Annotated in this window: 15 protein-coding genes; 12 read left to right on the forward strand and 3 right to left on the reverse strand. The window is 62.7% G+C overall.

From position 1 onward, the window contains the following. The first annotated feature begins 112 nt into the window (after nt 1-112). The 3 genes from cysK (at nt 113) to VFW93_RS05060 (ending at nt 2792) form a co-directional block, all read left to right on the forward strand. On the forward strand, nt 113-1030 hold the full coding sequence (gene cysK / locus VFW93_RS05050) for a cysteine synthase A (protein WP_329692894.1): 918 nt from the start codon (nt 113-115) through the stop codon (nt 1028-1030). 29 nt (nt 1031-1059) lie between these two features. Continuing rightward, nucleotides 1060-1908, forward strand: coding sequence for a potassium channel family protein (locus tag VFW93_RS05055; RefSeq protein WP_329692895.1), 849 nt, complete (start codon nt 1060-1062; stop codon nt 1906-1908). A gap of 125 nt (nt 1909-2033) precedes the next feature. Beyond that, complete coding sequence (locus VFW93_RS05060; RefSeq protein WP_329692896.1) at nt 2034-2792, forward strand: TetR/AcrR family transcriptional regulator; 759 nt, start codon at nt 2034-2036, stop codon at nt 2790-2792. 2 nt (nt 2793-2794) lie between these two features. Here the strand turns inward: VFW93_RS05060 and pyrC are convergent, their stop codons facing one another. Further along, complete coding sequence (gene pyrC, locus VFW93_RS05065) at nt 2795-3838, reverse strand: dihydroorotase (RefSeq protein WP_329692897.1); 1044 nt, start codon at nt 3836-3838, stop codon at nt 2795-2797. Nucleotides 3839-4106: 268 nt separating this feature from the next. Between pyrC and VFW93_RS05070 the strand changes: the two genes are divergently transcribed. The 5 genes from VFW93_RS05070 (at nt 4107) to VFW93_RS05090 (ending at nt 10402) form a co-directional block, all read left to right on the forward strand. Further along, the gene (locus VFW93_RS05070) at nt 4107-6776 is read left to right on the forward strand and encodes a C25 family cysteine peptidase (protein ID WP_329692898.1); all 2670 of its coding nucleotides are present in this window, start codon (nt 4107-4109) and stop codon (nt 6774-6776) included. Nucleotides 6777-6806: 30 nt separating this feature from the next. Beyond that, nucleotides 6807-7358 (forward strand): PEP-CTERM sorting domain-containing protein, encoded by a 552-nt coding sequence (locus tag VFW93_RS05075; protein ID WP_329692899.1) that lies wholly within the window; start codon nt 6807-6809, stop codon nt 7356-7358. A 135-nt stretch (nt 7359-7493) separates the two neighbouring features. Beyond that, complete coding sequence (locus VFW93_RS05080) at nt 7494-8561, forward strand: putative solute-binding protein (RefSeq protein ID WP_329692900.1); 1068 nt, start codon at nt 7494-7496, stop codon at nt 8559-8561. A 217-nt stretch (nt 8562-8778) separates the two neighbouring features. After that, nucleotides 8779-9588, forward strand: a complete 810-nt coding sequence (locus tag VFW93_RS05085; RefSeq protein ID WP_329692901.1) for a dienelactone hydrolase family protein — start codon at nt 8779-8781, stop codon at nt 9586-9588. A gap of 115 nt (nt 9589-9703) precedes the next feature. Beyond that, nucleotides 9704-10402, forward strand: a complete 699-nt coding sequence (locus VFW93_RS05090) for a lipase secretion chaperone (RefSeq protein ID WP_329692902.1) — start codon at nt 9704-9706, stop codon at nt 10400-10402. Here VFW93_RS05090 and VFW93_RS05095 read toward each other — a convergent pair. Further along, nucleotides 10388-11446 carry an AraC family transcriptional regulator gene (locus tag VFW93_RS05095; protein WP_329692903.1) on the reverse strand — a complete coding sequence of 353 codons (1059 nt, stop codon included), beginning with the start codon at nt 11444-11446 and terminating at the stop codon, nt 10388-10390. The two genes, VFW93_RS05090 and VFW93_RS05095, sit on opposite strands and share 15 nt — an antisense overlap. Before the next feature lie 111 nt (nt 11447-11557). Here VFW93_RS05095 and VFW93_RS05100 point away from each other — a divergent pair, with 111 nt between their 5' ends. From VFW93_RS05100 to VFW93_RS05110, 3 genes are all read left to right on the forward strand, one after another. Further along, complete coding sequence (locus VFW93_RS05100) at nt 11558-12394, forward strand: prohibitin family protein (protein ID WP_329692904.1); 837 nt, start codon at nt 11558-11560, stop codon at nt 12392-12394. A gap of 258 nt (nt 12395-12652) precedes the next feature. Beyond that, complete coding sequence (dapA, locus tag VFW93_RS05105; RefSeq protein ID WP_329692905.1) at nt 12653-13561, forward strand: 4-hydroxy-tetrahydrodipicolinate synthase; 909 nt, start codon at nt 12653-12655, stop codon at nt 13559-13561. Between the two features lie 193 nt (nt 13562-13754). Continuing rightward, complete coding sequence (locus VFW93_RS05110; RefSeq protein WP_329692906.1) at nt 13755-15902, forward strand: glycosyl hydrolase; 2148 nt, start codon at nt 13755-13757, stop codon at nt 15900-15902. Between the two features lie 67 nt (nt 15903-15969). Here VFW93_RS05110 and VFW93_RS05115 read toward each other — a convergent pair whose 3' ends face one another. After that, nucleotides 15970-17811 carry an ABC transporter ATP-binding protein/permease gene (locus tag VFW93_RS05115; RefSeq protein WP_329692907.1) on the reverse strand — a complete coding sequence of 614 codons (1842 nt, stop codon included), beginning with the start codon at nt 17809-17811 and terminating at the stop codon, nt 15970-15972. Between the two features lie 55 nt (nt 17812-17866). On the opposite strand from VFW93_RS05115, the gene VFW93_RS05120 reads away from it, so the two are divergent. Further along, on the forward strand, nt 17867-18289 hold the full coding sequence (locus VFW93_RS05120; protein WP_329692908.1) for an acyl-CoA thioesterase: 423 nt from the start codon (nt 17867-17869) through the stop codon (nt 18287-18289). Nucleotide 18290: the final 1 nt, after the last annotated feature.

Raw genomic sequence — 18290 nt, forward strand, 5'->3', positions numbered from 1 at the left:
CGCCAAGGCGCGACAATCCACTTGATCTCGTTCATGGCCGACATTCTGCCCGGGCTGGGCTTATCCTGTTCGGTATGTGTCCATTTGCTTTGCTCATGTCAAGGAGTCCAAGATGAAAGCGCTCAACATCCTCGAAACCATCGGCAAGACCCCGCACGTGCGCATGAACCGGCTTTTCGGCACCGGCCCGGAAGTCTGGATCAAGGCCGAACGCGCCAACCCGGGTGGTTCCATCAAGGACCGCATTGCCTTGGCCATGGTCGAAGACGCGGAACGCAGCGGCGCCCTCAAACCAGGCGGCACCATCATCGAGCCGACATCCGGCAACACGGGCGTAGGTCTGGCCATGGTGGCCGCCGTCAAGGGCTACCGCTTGATCCTGGTCATGCCCGACAGCATGTCCATCGAACGCCGCCGTCTGATGCTGGCCTATGGCGCCACCTTTGACCTGACGCCGCGCGAAAAGGGCATGAAGGGTGCCATCGCCCGCGCCCAGGAACTGGCAGCCGAAACCCCGCTGGCCTGGATTCCCCAGCAGTTCGAAAATCCGGCCAACATCACCATTCACGAGCAGACCACGGCCCAGGAGATCCTGGCCGATTTCCCCGAAGGCCTGGATGCGCTGATCACCGGTGTGGGTACCGGTGGCCACCTCAGCGGCTGCGCCAAGGTCCTCAAGGCGGCCTGGCCCAATCTGAAGGTGTTCGCCGTGGAGCCCAAGGCTTCCCCCGTGATCTCCGGCGGCCAACCCGCGCCCCACCCCATCCAGGGCATCGGCGCCGGCTTCATCCCTGCCAACCTGAAAACCGAATTGCTGGACGGCGTGATCCAGGTGGATGCGGAAGACGCCCGCGAATTCGGTCGTCGTGCCGCGCGTGAAGAAGGCCTGCTGGTAGGGATTTCCTCAGGCGCCACCCTGGCCGCCATCGCCCAGAAGCTGCCAGACTTGCCATATGGCGCCCGCGTGATGGGTTTCTGCTACGACACGGGCGAGCGCTACCTGTCGGTTGAAGGATTCCTGCCCGCCTGACCGCTTCCCCGCCCTGCTTCACCTGCCCCATGCCCAACAGACGTCGCCACTTCCTGGACTCGTCCTCGTCGCCCTGGCCCATGCTGATCGCCTTGATCGCCAGCGTGCCGGCTTTTTATGACTCGATGATGCCGACACCGGCCACCTGGGCAACCTGGATGTACGTGGTCAGCGGGGCGGTGGTGCTGGTGTCGGCGTGGCGCGTGCAGCGGCTGGTGGAGGGGCGGACACGGTCCGCGCACAGTGGCAAGACCCGGCCCTGGGGACACCACCCGCTGGAGCTCAAGCTGGACTGGTTCCTGGGCGTGGCCCTGCTGCTCAACGCGGTGCTGCCCCAGAGCAATGAATCGGAACCCTCCTTGATCTGGCGCCTGATCATCGCGGTGTTGATGCTCTATCGCCTGCTCAAGATCAGCCTGCCCCTGTTCACCGAAACCGGCCTGGCCAGGCTGCTGGCCATGGGTGCCACGGTGCTGGCCTTGTGCGGCATCGGCTTTTACTGGCTGGATCCGGAGGTCAACTCCCTGCACGACGGCCTGTGGCTGGCCTTCTCGACGGCTGCCACGGTGGGCTATGGCGACATCGTGCCCAGCAGCACGGCTTCTCGCATCTTCTCGGTGTTCGTGGTCTTGCTGGGCTATGGGCTGCTCTCGTTGGTCACGGCCAGCATCGCGGCGATGTTCGTGGGTTCGCAGGAGCGCAAGGTAGAGCGCGAGATCCTGCACGACATGCACATGCAGCTCAAGGAAGTGCGGCATGAAATCGCCGAGTTGCGCCTGACCATTGAAGCCGCGAAGCGCGAGCAACAGCAGGCCTCGGCCTCCGCATCGACCACGCCCGCCAGCCGCCCGAAGCAGCCCGACACCGAGCATCACTAGCCTCATGGGCCAGGCCCCGTCAGGGTTTCGCCCGTCCATCCGCGACACAGGCTGCGTTCTCGACGGCCTGCACGCCAGGCTCCGGCAGAATCGATTCATGCCTCTGCGCCGGATTCGCTGAACCCATGTCTGATCGCCCACCAGCCAAGAAAAAGAGAGCCGCCACCGTCACACGCCGCTACGGTGGCGTCGATGCCGCCGAGCGACGTCGGGAGCGCCTGCGCAAGTTGATCGAAGCGGGGCTGGAGGTGTTCGGCACGCGCGGCTACCACCTGTCAACCGTGCGGGACATCTGCACCCAGGCCGGCCTGACCGAACGCTACTTCTACGAATCGTTCAAGACCCTGGGCGAGTTGTTCGACGCGGTCTACGGCGAATTGCGTGCTCAGGTCCAGCAAAAGGTGATGGGGGCCATCATTGCCAGCGGGCTGGCCCAACCCGACCCGATGGCCATGGGCGAAGGCTCCTTGCGCGCCTGGTACGCCTTCCTGCATGAAGACCCTCGCCGAGCCCGCATCATGCTGATCGATGCAGTGAGTGTGAGCGAAAGTGGCATGCGAGGCGCAGAGGCCGCCATCAACGAATTCAAAGGCATGCTGCGCACCTTCGTGAGCATGCTCTACCCCGATCTGTGCAAGTACGGCATCGACCTGGACGTCATCGTCTCCGGGCTGGCCGGCGCCACGATCTACATCGCCAAGAACTGGACGCAGTCGGGCTTCAAGTATTCGCTCGACGACATCCTGGTGCACAACATGCTGATCTTCCGCAGCCTGGATGGCGTCTACCAGCAGATGCGTGAGCAGCATGCGGCCGCACAGGCATCAGGCCAGCGCATGGCCGCACCCCGCCCCCGCAAGGGGCGGCGCGCCAGTGACGCCTGAGATCAGGCCAGGCGCCAGTGCAGGGTCTCGCCACCGCGCAGTGGCTTGATCTCGGCCTCGCCGAAAGGCAGCACCTCGGGCACCACCCAGTCTTCGCGCTTCAAGGTGATCTGGTCGGTGTTGCGCGGCAGGCCATAGTAATCGGGGCCATGGAAGCTGGCAAAGGCCTCCAGCTTGTCGAGGGCACCCGCAGCCTCGAATGCCTCGGCATACAACTCGATGGCGCACGGCGCGGTGTAGCAGCCGGCGCAGCCTGATGCGTGCTCCTTCAGATGCGAGGCATGCGGCGCGCTGTCCGTCCCCAGGAAGAACTTGGGGCTGCCGCTGGTGGCGGCTTGCACCAGCGCCACACGGTGCTCTTCACGCTTGAGGATGGGTAGGCAGTAGTAGTGCGGACGCACGCCACCCATGAAGATGGCATTGCGGTTGTACAGCAGATGCTGTGGCGTGATGGTTGCGCCCACGAAGCGGTCGGCCTCGGTCACGTATTGCGCCGCTTCCTTGGTCGTGATGTGCTCGAACACCACTTTCAGTTCAGGGAAGTCACGGCGCAGCGGAATCAGCTTGTCGTCGATGAAGGCTTTCTCGCGATCGAACACGTCCACATCACCGTCGGTCACTTCACCGTGCACGCACAGCACCAGGCCTTCGCGCTGCATGGCCTCCAGCACCTTGTAGGTCTTGCGCAGATCGGTCACGCCCGCATCGCTGTTGGTGGTAGCGCCAGCAGGGTAGAGCTTGAAAGCCACCGCGCCCATGGCCTTGGCCTTGGCGGCCTCTTCTGCAGGCGTGTTGTCGGTGAGGTAAAGCACCATCAAGGGCTCGAACTTCAGGCCAGCCGGCACCGCTGCCAGGATGCGCTCACGGTAGCCCTGGGCCTGCTCGGCCGTGATCACAGGCGGGCGCAGATTGGGCATGACGATCGCCCGGGCAAATTGCCGCGCCGTGGCGGGTACCACCGCAGCCATGGCCGCGCCATCACGCACGTGCAGGTGCCAGTCATCAGGGCGGGTCAGAACCAGGGTTTGAGGCGTGGAGGCGGTCATGGCGATCGTGCAGTGAGAGAAGCCCGAAAGGGCGAAAACAGGAATTTTCTCATTTCCGACATGACCTTTGGCTTTTTCCCTAAGGGTGGGGGTGCGGCTCATGAAGTTAGGGCCCCTGTTCTAGGTCTGCCGCACAACTCAGGCCCCCACCCTTAGGGAAGCACGCGCTGCATGGTCTTGTGGCGCCCACGTCCCCTGCCTAGTCTTCGCTCCCATACCGAGCCAGTCCGGGTTCGGTGTTGTTGTGAGACCGCTTTTGGAGGCGACCATGAACTTGATGAACCCCAGGCTTCGGGCCTGTGCACAAGGTGGCTTAGCGCTGCTGGCACAGTTGGCGCTGAGCCAGACCTCGCTGGCGCAAACCGCACCGGGCGTGCGCGTTGACACCGTGTCGATGAGCGCAGACCAGACCGTGCTGCGCGTGACCGTACCCACCCCCATGCTGGCCAACGTGGAGACCAGCAGCGGCCTGTTCCAGCGCTTTGCGCAAAAGGGCGGTACCGGCGCCGTGAGCAGCGACAGCAGCGATGTCGGGCTGCCTGAAGTACCCGTCGCCGGCTTCTCGCTGGCCCTGCCCGTGGATGGCAAAGGGGGCACGGTCGACATCGTGCCCGAAGGTGGCCTCCAGCGCCTGCCCGCCCGCCTCTACCCCATCCAGCCCCCCATCTCGTCTCGCACAGGTGAAGACGGAGGCAGCAAGTTCCAGTTCAACGCCGACATCTGGGCCAAGGGCTACAAAACGCCCGGGCAGAAGCAAGGCGAAAGCAGCGTTTTCCATGGGGACGCCAATGTGCAGGGCTACCAGCTCAGCCCCTATGGCTATGACCCCGCCCAGCAGCTGATCACCTACTACCCAAGCTACCTGGTCACGATCAAGCACCCGGGCACCTGCTTCCGCTATGACCGACTCAAGCTCAAGGGCGTCACCGGCACCACGCAAAGTGCCGGCTTCGACGGCATTGATCAACGCATCGAAAAACTGGCCCTGCCGGCCGTGCAGTTCGCGCTTAACAAAGGCCTGGTGGCCGAGCTGACATGCGCGCCTCCCATCATCCTGAACCCGGCCTTCCTGGGGGCGCGTTACCTGATCGTCACGCACCCGAACTTCAAGGCTGCTGCCGACGCCCTCAAGGCGCACAAGGAAGCGCTGGGCATCTCGACCCGCGTGGTGACCACCGCCGAGATCACGGGGGCAGGTGCCAACGCCACCGAAACCCAGATCCGCAACTGGATCAGCAACTACTACAGCTCGCACCTGGTGCGCCCGAAGTGGGTGCTGTTCATGGGTGATGCCGAGTACGTGCCCACGCACTACGACGCCAACAAGAACATCTGGGACATGGCGCGCAACGCCGGTGACATGTGGTACGGCCAGTTCCAGCCGGGTGATGGCCCCACCACCATCCCGCCATTCGGCATCGGCCGCTTCCCCGTCGACACGCTGGCTCAAGCCAACACCATCGTCTCGAAGGTGATCGCGTTCGAGAACTCACCGCCGCTCAACTCGTTCTTTGGCCAGGACTTCTACAGCCGGTTGACCTTCGGATCTTTCTACCAGGTGCGGGACAACAGTGGCACCAGTCTGACGAGAGACCGCCGCTGGTTCGTGCAGACCTCGGAGATCGTGCGTGACCACGCCATCGGCCTGGGTTACGACGTGAGCCGCTTCTACACGGCAGATGCAGACGCCAACCCGCAGTTCTATACCAACGGCGACCCCATCCCCGCCGAGCTGACCAAGCCCACCTTTGCGTGGAACGGCTCCAAGGCCGGCATGGCTGCTGCCATCAACAAGGGCTCCGCGCTGGTCTATCACCGTGACCACGGCTGGTGGGATGGCTGGGGAGACCCATCGTTCCTGACCAGCGACCTGTCTCTCGTGTCGGTTACCAACAACCAGTTCCCGGTTGTCTTCAGCATCAACTGCGCCAGCGGTGTGTTTGACAACGAAACGGTGGACTTGCCCGGCAACATCTGGAGCACGGGTTACGGCATGTCTGCCAGCGGCACCTACTGGGCGGAAAGCTTCCTGCGCAAGGCCGACGGTGCCCTGGCCGTCATCGGCGATACACGTCAGAGCAGCACCACCGACAACAATCAGCTGACGCTGGGGTTGTTCGATGGTGTCTTCCCTGGTCTGATCAACAGCTTCGGCACCAGCAGCCCCGTGCAGCGCCTGGGCGACCTGTTGAACTACGCCAAGACCTATGTGCATGACGTGGCAAACGGCTCCCAAACCAACCGCCACCCGCTGGATGCCAACCAGGTCCGCCCCGGCATCGTCAACCTGCGGCAGGAGCTCAACATCTACAACCTGCTGGGCGACCCCACCGTCAAGTTGCGCGTCTCGCCGCCCTGGAAGTTCAGCATCCCGATCATCACGCTGGAATCGAACCTGGCCAGGATCAAGGTGCCCTTCCAGCCTGGTTGCCTGACCTGCCCGCCCAACATGCCCAAGCCTGAGTGGATCACCGCCATCGCCATTGACCCGCTCACAGGCGGCACGGTGGGACGAGGCCTGATCGACGACAACGGCAACGGTTCGATCGACCTGGGTGACTTCAAGGGCAACAACGTGTGGATCCGTGTGGGCTCGCCAGATGGCGCCACCACACAGGCTGCATCGACCGAAACGGACAGCGACGGCGATGGCATCCCTGACAGCCGCGACAACTGCATCTACGTGCCCAACAAGTCGCAGCTTGACACCGATGGCGACGGCTATGGCAACGCCTGCGATGCCGACCTGAACAACGACGGGTTCGTCAACTCGCTGGACCTGTCCGCGATGCGCAACCAGTTCGGCAAGCGCAGCGTGCCCGGCGACCTCAACGGTGACGGCATCGTCAACTCGCTGGACATCAGCCTGTTCGCCAAGTTGTTCGGCAAGGCGCCAGGCCCCTCTGCCTTCCACCTCGAAACCATCACCCGCAAGTAAACCCCTCATTCTCTACAGGAGTTCAACATCATGAAACTGCATCACACCCTGCTGGCGTCCATCGCCCTGCTCACCGCCTTGGCCACCCAGGCCCAGACCGTGTCCGTGAGCCCGATCCACACGGACGTCAACCTGGGAGACACCTTCTCCGTGGACATCCAGGCCACCGGCTTTCCCGACAAGATCTTTGGCGGCGGCTACAACCTGGCGTTCGATCCCAGCATCCTGCAAGTCGATGCCATCACCATCCCCGCAGCCTGGGAGTTCGCCAAATCGACCGGCCTGCTCGATCCTGCATCGGGCACGGTCAGCGACATCTACTTCAACACCTTCGTGGCCCCTGTCTCGGGTGACTTCCTGACCGCCAGCGTGACCTTCAAGGCCATTGGCGCAGGCACCTCGGCCATCACGCTGAGCGAGTCGCCATCCTTCCCGTTCGGCAACGAGTTTGGCGATCCGGTGGCCATCAACTATGTAAGCGGCAGTGCCACGGTGGCAGCGGTGCCTGAGCCATCGAGCCTGGCCTTGTTGATGACGGGCCTCGCGGGGATGACACTGGTCGCACGCCGCCGTCGACACTGATGGTGCCTTGAGGCTTGGCAGCATGCGACGCCAGAAGGCGACATCTGGCGCCGCATGGGAGGGCTTTCGCGACGCGAGAGCCCTTTTTGTCGCTTGGCGCTCGACCTGTCATCGTGCTTCCATTAGGGTGGCAACATGACTGCCATCACCCCATCATCTTTGCGCCAGACCACCTCATGCCTCGCCCTGATTGCGGGCCTGTACGCGCACGCAGCGTGGGCCGCGCCGGTCGCAGAGCCCAAACTCTGTGTGTTTGATCTGCAAGGCGCCAGTGGCGACATGTTCAATGCCACCAAGGACTATGCCCTGGCCATGCAGGCCAAGGGCACGCCCCTGGTGTTGAAATCGTATGTGGACGAGCGCGTGGCAGCCGACGACTTCCGCACCGGCCAGTGCGACGCCTTGCTCGCCACGGCTTTTCGCACGCGAGCCTTCAACCCGGTAACAGCCGCCACCGATTCCTTTGGTGCGGCACTGATCCTGCGTCAAGGCAAGGTCGACCATGCGGCCGGCCACGAGGTGATCCGCACCGCCAGCCAGATCTTCAACTCGCCAGGTGCGGCCAGCTATGTGGTGCAGGGCAAATATGAACTGGCCGGGCTCATCGATGTGGGCGCGGTGTATGCCGTGGTGCGAGACAAGCGCATGAACACGCCCGAGGCCATGGCCGGCAAGAAGATCCTCGCCTTTGACCACGACAAGGCTCAGGCCGCCTTGATCCAGAAAGCTGGCGCCCAACCCGTCAATGCCGACATCACCAACTTCGCCAACAAGTTCAACAACGGCATGGCCGACATGGCGGCCGCCCCGGCCATCGCCTTCAAACCGCTGGAGCTGCTCAAAGGCATGGGGCCCAACGGGGCCGTCAGCCACTTCCCCTACATGATCGTGAGCTACCAGCTCATCATCGACCGCACGCGCTTTGCGCCAGGTTTCGCCGAGGCGTCCCGCCAGTACTGGCTGAGCCATTTCGACGAGGTGCTGGCACGCGTCAACAAGGCCGAAGCCGAGCTGCCCGCCTCCGTGTGGATGGAGCTGTCAGCCGAGAACACGCCCAAATACGCCGAGTTCCTCAGGCAGACACGTGTCGAGCTGATCGAGCAGGGCATCTACAACAAGCAGGGCCTCAAGCTGCTCAAGCGCATCCGCTGCAAGATCAACCCGGCTGACTCGGAATGCACCATGCCGACAGAGGTCAACTGAGACCGCATCGGCCCGCCACACCACCCTTTCGGTCTATATCGCTACCCCCAGCAGGAGATACCCGCGCTTGGCGTGCAGAGACAAGCCAGCCGCGCTCAAAGTAAAGAATCATTTGTTGTCCTTCAGAACAATGCGGTCACACGTTCAGCCCGCCTGGGCATGAGCGACGCCTCGACTGACCTCGATTGATCACTGAAAGGAAGACAAGATGATGGACATGAAACACACGCTCGGCGCCATCAGCCTGAGCCTGTTCGCACTGACAGCCCATGCCGTGCAGAACGGCCCCGCTCCCACCCTGGATGCCCTGAAGGCCGATGGCCCTTACGCCGTGACGTCTCAAACGATCAAGGGCAATGGCTTTGGTGCCGGCACCGTCTACTCGCCCAACACACCGGGCAAGTACGCCGTGGTGGCTGTGTGCCCGGGCTTCGTCTCGGCTGAAAGCTCGATGACGGCCATCAGCAAGCGCCTGGCCACGCATGGCTTCGTGGTGGTGACCATTGCCACCAACACCCTGTTCGACTTCCCGTCCAGCCGCGCCACGCAGTTGCTGGCCGCACTCAAGACCACGACGGCGCTGACCACAGGCCCTGTGGCCGGCAAGATGGACACCTCGCGCCAAGGCGTGTCGGGTTGGTCCATGGGCGGCGGCGGCACGCTGGAAGCCGCGGGCTCGACCCCTGGCCTCGTGTCGGCCGTGGCCTACGCCCCGTGGGACACCTCCACCACCAAGATGAAGGTCAACAAGGTGCCTGCGGCCATCATTGGCGGCTCATCCGATGTGGTTGCCCCCGTCGCCAGCCACTCGCAGAAGTTCTACGACGCCATTCCGGCCACCACACCCAAGATGCTGCCGGTGATCAATGGCGCGGATCACTTCTTCCCCACCAAGGCCAGTGAACCCGCCAGCTACAGCAACATCGCCTGGACCAAGCGCTTTGCCGATGGCGACACCCGCTACAGCCCGTTCCTCAATGGTCAGGATGCGGCCCTGTCGAGCTTCACGTCGAACGGCCCGTTCTGATCCATTTGACGGACGCGAGTTGGGGGGACCGCCTGAACGGGCGGCGCCCCGGAGACCGGCGCTCGGCCGCTCCGGTCTCTTTTTTTCATGGCGCAGGACCAAGGAGATGCGCAAGGTGACTCGGAAGAAATGGTGGATCCTGTCCGCCTTGACGGCGACGTTGATGGCCACAGGCCTGTGGGGCCTGCGCCCGACCACGTCAGACCCCACCGCATCCAGTGCCCAGGAGGGCTTCGCATCGTGGTTCAAGCCTCACAGCGCCACGCCAGGCCCCCCAGCAGACATGACCGACACCAAGGCCACTGCCCATGCGCAGACGGCCAGCAGCAAGCCTGCCTCACCACTGGACACCATGATCCTGCCGACCTTCAGGGCCACCAGCCATGGCGACCTGGCCATGGACCAGCAAACCCGCCTGGATGTAGAACGCATCTACGCCTTGTTCCCTCGGGACGAGGCCCGAGCCAAACTGGAGAGCCAGTCTGCCGACCTGCCTGCGCAGGCACAACGCGAACTCAAGGACCTGTTCCAGAAGTACGCCCAGTACGCCCAGGCCGTGGCGCAGACCTTCCCGCCCGAACAGAACAGTGGCTCACTGGAAGAAGCCGCAAGGCAGTTCAACGAACTCAAGGCCTTGAGGCGCCAGTACTTCGGCGATGAGCAGGCACAATCCTTGTTCGGGGAAGAAGAGAAGACCGCGCAGGAACTGCTGGCGTTGATGCGCAAGCAGACCGACCCCAAACTCTCGCTGGAAGAAAAAGCCGAGCAGGCGCAGGCCGAATGGAAAAGGCGTCAGGGATCAGGCCAGCCCTGAGGACTCATCCGGCGACACGGCTTGACGCCGGAAGGCGCCAGGCGAGACGCCCGTCCAGCGCTTGAAGGCCCGGTTGAAGCTGGCGTGATCGGCGAAACCCAGCATCACAGCCAGTTCGGACAAGGGCACCGTGGTAGCGCGCAGGTGGTGCTCGGCCTGGGTGCGGCGAACCTCATCGACCATCAACCTGAAGTTGGCACCCGCCTCTTCGAGCCGACGCTGCAAGGTCCGCGAAGGCATCTTCAAGGCAGCAGAGATGTCCTCCAGGCTGAGCTCGCCCGAATCCAGCCGACCACGGATCAGCGTCTGCACCTTGTCCACCAGCCGGTCATCCTGCCGCGACAGTTGCTCCAGCTGTTTGAGCGCCTGGCTCTGCAACAGGCTGTGGCTGGCGGTGTCACGCGACACGATGGGCAGGTCCACGCAAGACGCATCGCCCCACATGGTGTCCTGCGCCTGATCGAAGCGCACCGCGCCACCGAAGATGCGCCGATAGGGTTCGATATCCTGCGGCGCAGGCCCCTCGAAGCCAACATCCAGCTTCAGCTCGGGCTGGCCGGTGAGCCAACGCAAACGCAAGGCCCACACGGACAGCGAGAGGCGCGCCAGGCGCCTGGAGTGCTCGTCGGAGGTGGCCTGCAAGCGCAGATAGAAGCGCGCACCCTCCAGCCCACGCTCCACCCTGTACACATCATTGAGCAGGTGATGGAACCGTTGCAACAGGACCGCCATCTCGACCACCGTGCCGCTGGTCATCAAGGTAAAACCCAGCAGGCCCGCGTGCCAGGGCTTGAACTGCTCGGCCAGTTGCGGCACCAGATCAGGCATGCCCAACAAGCGCTCGACCTGATCCAGCAAGGCATGCCACTCCGTCAAGGTGCAGCGGGCCAGCGGGTCACTTTCATCCAGATGTCGCAGGCAATCCGGCGTCAGGTTCTTCAACAGATCAGGTCTGGCCTGCTGCAACTGCCCCAACAGCATGCGCGCATAGGTCACGTGCAGCGTGCGTGGCGCATGAAGTGGCGATGAGGTTCGGATCTGCATGAGCCTCATTCTCGATCGCGATTCATTTGACGCCAATCGGTAGGATCACGGGTTTCATCCGCGAACCTGCGCCGTGCCAGAATCATCTGCAAACAGCTTGAAGGAGGCCTCATGCCCGTCATTGACAACTTCCCCAGCCACAACCAGAGCCTGATCCGCAAGGTGGCGGCAGTCGGCTTCGTGTTGTTCGGCCTGTACCTGCTGAGCCCGGTTGTCGTGGTGACGGCGGGCGACCGCGGCGTGATGACCACTTTCGGCCGCGCCGATGATCAGGTCTATCCACCAGGCATCCACTTCCGCATACCGCTGGCGCAATCCATGCACATGATGGACGTGCGACTGCAAAAGGGCGAAGGTGAAGGTGATGCAGCCTCCAAGGACCTGCAGTCCGTGCATACGCGCATCGCCATCAACTACCACCTGGATCCCAAGGAAGTGGTCAACGTCTATCGCAACATCGGCCCCAGCACTGACATCGCGGCCGACCGCATCATCATTCCCGCAGCCCAGGAAGCCGTGAAGGCCGTGACGGCGCGCTTCACCGCGGAAGAGCTGGTATCGCGTCGCACGGAAGTGCGCGACGCCATCGGTGCCTTGCTGCGCGAAAAGATGCAACGCCATGGCCTGATGCTCGACGAGTTCGCCATCGTCAACTTCGCCTTCTCCAAATCTTTCGCGGAAGCCATTGAAGCCAAGGTGAAAGCCGAACAGGAAAAGCTCAAGGCCGAACGCGACCTGCAACGCATCGAGGTGGAAGCCAAGCAGAAGGTGGCCAGCGCGCGCGCCGAAGCCGATGCCCTGGCCCTGCAACGCCAGCAGATCACCACCGACCTGCTGGCGCTGCGCCGCATCGAGAACGAGCGTGAAGCCATCCGCAAGTGGGACGGCAAGCTGCCCAACGTGACGGGCGGCACGGTGCCCTTCATCCAGGTGGATGGCAAGCCCTGACGACTTCCCCTAGAATGCGCCGCATGGACACCCGCCTGAACGCCTCCAACCACCTTCGCGCCAGCGAAGGTGCAGGCGTGTCCAGCAAAGCCAAAAAACAGCCGCTCGTCTGACCGGAGCAGCTGCTTCCGTCAGATGAGCGACGGAAACAGCCTGTAAACGGTCAGGGCCCAAAGCGCCCACACCCCACCAGACATCTCCTTCGCCATCCGGACGGTTCTTCAAACCGGTCGTTTGTTTCGCGTGGGAATTTCATTCATGTCTGACCTTTCAGGGATCTGGGTGGCCATCGTCACCCCCTTTCACAACGATGCCACGCACAGCGTGGATCACGCGGCGCTGCGCCGTCTGGTTCAGCACCTGCGGCAGGCCGAAGTCACGGGCCTGGTTGCGCTTGGCAGCACGGGTGAAGCTGCCGCACTGGACGACGCCGAGCAGGACGCGGTGCTCGATACCGTGCTGGACGCCGCACAAGGCTTGCCCGTGATCGGCGGGTTGGCGGGCAACCATGTAGGCCATTTGCATGCACGGCTGGCCCATCTGAACACCCTGCCCTTGCATGCCGTGCTCAGTCCTGCACCGTATTACGTGCGCCCATCACAAGCGGCACTGGTTCACCACTTCCAGGATCTGGCGGAGCGATCCCATGCGCCCCTGGTGCTGTATGACATCCCCTATCGCACTGGTGTGGCCATGGACCTGCACACCATCCTGACCTTGGCCGAGCACCCACACATCACCGGCATCAAGGACTGTGGTGGTTCGCTGGACAAGACGCAGCAACTGATCGCCGATGGCCGCCTGCAAGTACTGGCTGGCGAGGATGCCCAGATCTTTCACAACCTCTGCCTGGGTGGCGCAGGTGCCATCACCGCTGCGGCACAAACCTGTCCCGAGGGGTTCATGAAGATGTACGGGGCACTGCGTGAAGGGCAACTCAAGGAGGCTCGCCAATGGCAGCACCTGTTGAGCCCCTTGATCCGGGCCTTGTACGCAGAGCCCAATCCGTCGGTGGTCAAGGCCGTCCTCGCGAACCAGGGCCTGGTGACGACCATCTCCCGTGCGCCGCATCTGGCTGCTTCTGAAGAGGCCCGTCGGGCTGCCACACAGGTGCTCGACCGCGTCCTGCGCGAAGCGAGGCACATCGGCCCGGAAAGTAACAGATAGAAACGGGTGCACGGTGTCCCGTTCGAGTGGGGTGTGAACGCATAAAGTGTGTGCGCATTCGTTCAATGGATGCCAGACAAAACAACCCAGGGAAGGGACAGGTCCAGCTGACAGAGCTGGCAGACGGTTCGCACGTCCTTCGTCGCGTCCTGTCGGGTTGCGGGCGTCTGCGTCACTCAACATGGAGGACCACATGAAACCCATCAGCAAACCGTATCTCATCGCACCTGGCCTGCTGGCAGCTGCCATTCAAACGGCGTTCGCTGCCAGCACGATTGCGCTGCCGGATACCGCACCAAACTACAACACCGGCACCATCAAGAGCAGCTCGGACAACTACGTCAGATCGTTCAACGACTGCGCGGACATCTACGGCACCCCTCAGGCCGTCTGCCCGGATGGCGAGTACATCGATTACAACGTGCTGAAGAAGTGGTACGCCATTGACTACGGCGCCACCGCCAAGGCGGGCGACATCACCCGCGTCACACCACCATGGTCCAGCGACCCTGCCAACAGGGCCATCAGGTTCGCGCCCTTGAGTCTCAATGCCGATGGCGGCGGTGTTCAGTACATCCTGCCGCTCAATCTCAAGCTCAATACGCGCTACCGCATCCGCCTCGTGATGGGCACCGACGGCGCACCAGGCACCACCACGCAGGTAGACATCCGCTCGATTGTCGTCAGTCATCTCCACTACTTCGATGAGAACGGGGCAGAGGTCAATACCGATATTCAGCCATCCAGCATCACACGCACCGTGGACCTGCAAGCCGGCGCGACCACCGACGTCATCATCGAAGGCATTGTGACCACGCCAGATGGGGTCGTCGCACCTGGTGACCGGTCTTTGCGCCTGTTCCCCAGAAAGGCAGGTGTGCCCTTCTACGTCGACAGCATGTCCGTCGAGGAGGTGAACACCAACCCCCTGAACATGGCAGAAGACAAGGCCTTCGGCAAGCCGACCGCCGCCACGCCCTTGCTGATGGACCGCAAGATGTTCGGCCTGCACATCAATGAACTGGGCTCACACAATGGCTGGACCAACCTGGGGCAGGAGGTGCTGCGCCTGTGGGGCACCGATGAATCCTATTGGTTTGCCATCCAGCCCACAGCGGATAGCAACACGAACAACTGGAACTGGCGCGGACTGAACTACCGTGTGGGCTTCTTCCTGCAGGGATCGACGACCGATCCGAAGCTGAACCATGCGCCCAACGGCGACATCATCTACACCCTGGGTCAAACACCTCGCTGGGCATCCGACTACGCCAACATCGACGGCAGCCCCGCGGGATGCAGTTACCACTACGCCACAGCCAACGCCAGTGGCAAGACCATCGAATTTGGTGCCTGCTCAGCCCCCAGCACACTGGCAGCCTTCAAGGCCTACGTGACAGCCGTGGCCACCAAATACAAAGACCAGATCAAGTACTTTGAAATCTGGAACGAGCCAGCGACGGGCAACTTCTACCAAGGCAGCCCTGAATGGATGGCCCAGTTGACGGAGCAAGCCAAGCAGGCCCTGACCGCCGTCAACGCAGGCCAGAAGTTGGTCGGGCCTGCAGCGGACGGCGAATGGATGGACCGCTATCTGAAAGCCGGCGCGGGCAAGCACATCGACATCTACAACTTCCATGGCTACATCACACCCTACCGGGTTGAAAGCGACCTGGTTGCAGTCGTTGCCAACGTCAAACTGAAAATGGCTGAATACGGCCTGGGCGCCAAACCCATCTGGAACACGGAAAGCGGTGCCAGTTGTGGACAGGATGGCACCAGCTGCGTCGGCATACGCCCTGCCTTGAATTCCACGCAATGGCTGCTGGACCAGCAAGGGTTGATCCCTCGCTCGCTGGCCGTGCAATGGGCCAACGGCGTCAGCAACATGGACTACTTCTTCCTGGAAGGTTGGAATGAGGGCTGGTCCGCTTTGGTCTCGCGTCCACCCAATGGCGTGAAGAATGCGGACGGTGCCATTTCCTATCCGTGCAACCAGCAACCTCAGGGTGCGCCGTACTACTGCACGGGCCTGATGCCGGCCACGCCATTGGGCAAGGGCTACGCCAAGGCCGCCGAATGGCTCAAGGGCACCAAGCTGTACAGCGCCTACAAGATGGCCGATCAGGACATCTACATCTTCAAACTGCGCACGGCCTCAGGCGCTCAACGCTATCTGGTCTGGAACGCCTCGACCACGAGCAAACAAGTGAGTGCCCCCTTGCCCTGGAACATCAAGACGGTGTCCTACATTGACTCCGGCATGATCACCAGGAAGCTCAGCTACTCCATCCAGCCCTTCACGCTGGAGCCTCGCTACCCCGTGCTGCTGGCGCCTTGAGTGAGCTCGGTGACGTTGACCGGCTCAGCTGGCCGGTCATCCACGAGCCGCCTTAGGGCGGCTTTTTTCATGCGGGCACGTGCTCGCCACCGGCCTGCTGCAGGCGCCACATCTGCGCGTATTTGCCATTGGCGATCATCAGTTGCGGGTGCGTGCCCCGCTCTACGATGCGGCCATGCTCCATCACCAGGATCTCGTGCGCATGCACGATGGTGGACAGACGGTGTGCGATCACCAGCACGGTCTTGCCCTGCGCCACCGCGGACAGCTCGGCCTGAATGGCCCGCTCGTTGGCGGAATCCAGCGCCGATGTGGCCTCGTCAAACACCAGGATGGGCGGGTTCTTGAGCAAGGTGCGGGCGATGGCCACGCGCTGCTTTTCGCCGCCCGAGAGCTTCAGCCCTCGCTCGCCCACCATGGTGTCGTAGCCCTTGGGCGTGTGGCTGATGAAATCGTGGATGCGCGCCGATTGCGCTGCGGCGACCACCTCATCGTGCGTGGCCTCCGGGCGGCCATAGGCGATGTTGTAGGCCACCGTGTCATTGAACAGCACGGTGTCCTGCGGCACGATGCCGATGTTGCGGCGCAGGCTGTCTTGCGTGAGGTGCTGGATGTCATGGCCGTTGACCGTGATGCGCCCCCCCTGCACGTCATAGAAGCGATAGAGCAAACGTGCCAGGGTGGACTTGCCAGAGCCCGAGGGTCCCACCACCGCCACCGTCTGACCGGCCGGGATCTCGAAGCTCACGTCATGCAGGATGGGGCGAGCCGGGTCATAGGCAAAGTCGACATGGTCAAAGCGCACCGAAGGCGGATGATGCGGGCCATCCTTGAGCAGCAGGGGCTTCGCATCAGGTGCATCGGCCACTTCGCGATCGCGCTCCATCAGGGTGAACATCTTGTCCAGGTCGGTCAGGGCCTGCTTGATCTCGCGGTAGATCACCCCCAGGAAGTTCAAAGGAATGTAGAGCTGGATCATGAAGGCATTGACCATGACCAGGTCACCCACCGTCATGCGGCCCTCTACCACGCCACCGGTTGCACGCCACAGCATGGCAATCAGGCCGACGGCGATGATGGTCTGCTGACCGGTATTGAGCAGCGACAAGGTCTGCTGCGTCTTCACGCCAGCCTGGCGCAGGCGTTCCAGCGCTTCGTCGTAACGACGGGTCTCGAAGGCTTCGTTGTTGAAGTACTTGACGGTCTCGTAATTGAGCAGCGAATCAATCGCGCGGGAATGCGCCTTGGAATCCAGCTCGTTCATTTCGCGCCGAAAGCGCGTGCGCCATTGCGTGACGGACACGGTGAAGGTGATGTAGACCACCAGGGCCGCCAGCGTGATCCACGCAAACATCATGTCGAACTTCGTGGCCAGCAGCGTCAGCACGAGGGTGACCTCGATCAGGGTGGGCACGATGCTGTAGAGCGAGTAAGAGATCAAGGAGTGCACGGCGCGCGTGCCGCGCTCGATGTCCCGGGTCATGCCGCCGGTCTGGCGCTCCAGGTGAAAGCGCAGGCTCAGGGCATGCAGATGCGCAAACACCTGCAGGGAAATGCTGCGCGCCGCGCCTTCGGTGGCCTTGGCAAACACCAGTTCCCGCAACTCGGTGAACAGCGAGGTCGACAGCCTCAACAGCCCGTAGGCCACCAGCAGGCCGACCGGCACGGCCAGCATGGCCTGGGCAGCGCTGGGATGCGGGGCCAGCTTGTCCACCAGGTTCTTGAGCAGCAGGGGCACACCCACATTGGCCACCTTGGCGCCAATCATGAAGGCCAGCGCCAGCACCACGCGGCCCTTGTAGGCCCACAGATAAGGCCACAGGCGAGCCAGGGTGTCACGGTCCGAACGGGGGCTATTCGTGCCGGAGTTCGGGTTTTCAGAAACGGGAGCGTGTGCGAAGCGGCGCATTCTGGAACAATGCTTTGTCTGATGTTGTAGAGGTCGATTGTCGACCGGATTGCCCATGACCGTATCCCCGCCCCCCAACACCCTGCTGACGCCCCCCGATTTGCACCCGGAAATGGAACTGGTCATGCGCGTCATGCCCATGCCGGCCGATGCCAATGGCAACGGCGATATCTTTGGCGGCTGGATCATGTCGCAGGTGGACCTGGCGGGTTGCGTGCTGCCTGGTCGCATCTCACGCGGCAAGGTGGCCACCATTGCCGTCAACGAGTTCGTTTTTCGCAATGCGATGTCGGTCGGCGATCTGCTGTCGCTGTATGCACGCGTCACCCGCATCGGCAACACGTCCATCACCGTCCACGTTGAAGCCTGGGCGGAGCGTCGCCCGTCGGACCCGATTCTGGTCAAGGTCACCGAGGCCAACCTGACTTACGTGGCCATCGATCAGAACGGCAAACCTCGCCCTGTACGTCCAACTTGAC

Source organism: Aquabacterium sp., from assembly GCF_036279675.1.
In the GTDB taxonomy this organism is placed as follows: Bacteria; Pseudomonadota; Gammaproteobacteria; order Burkholderiales; family Burkholderiaceae_C; genus Aquabacterium.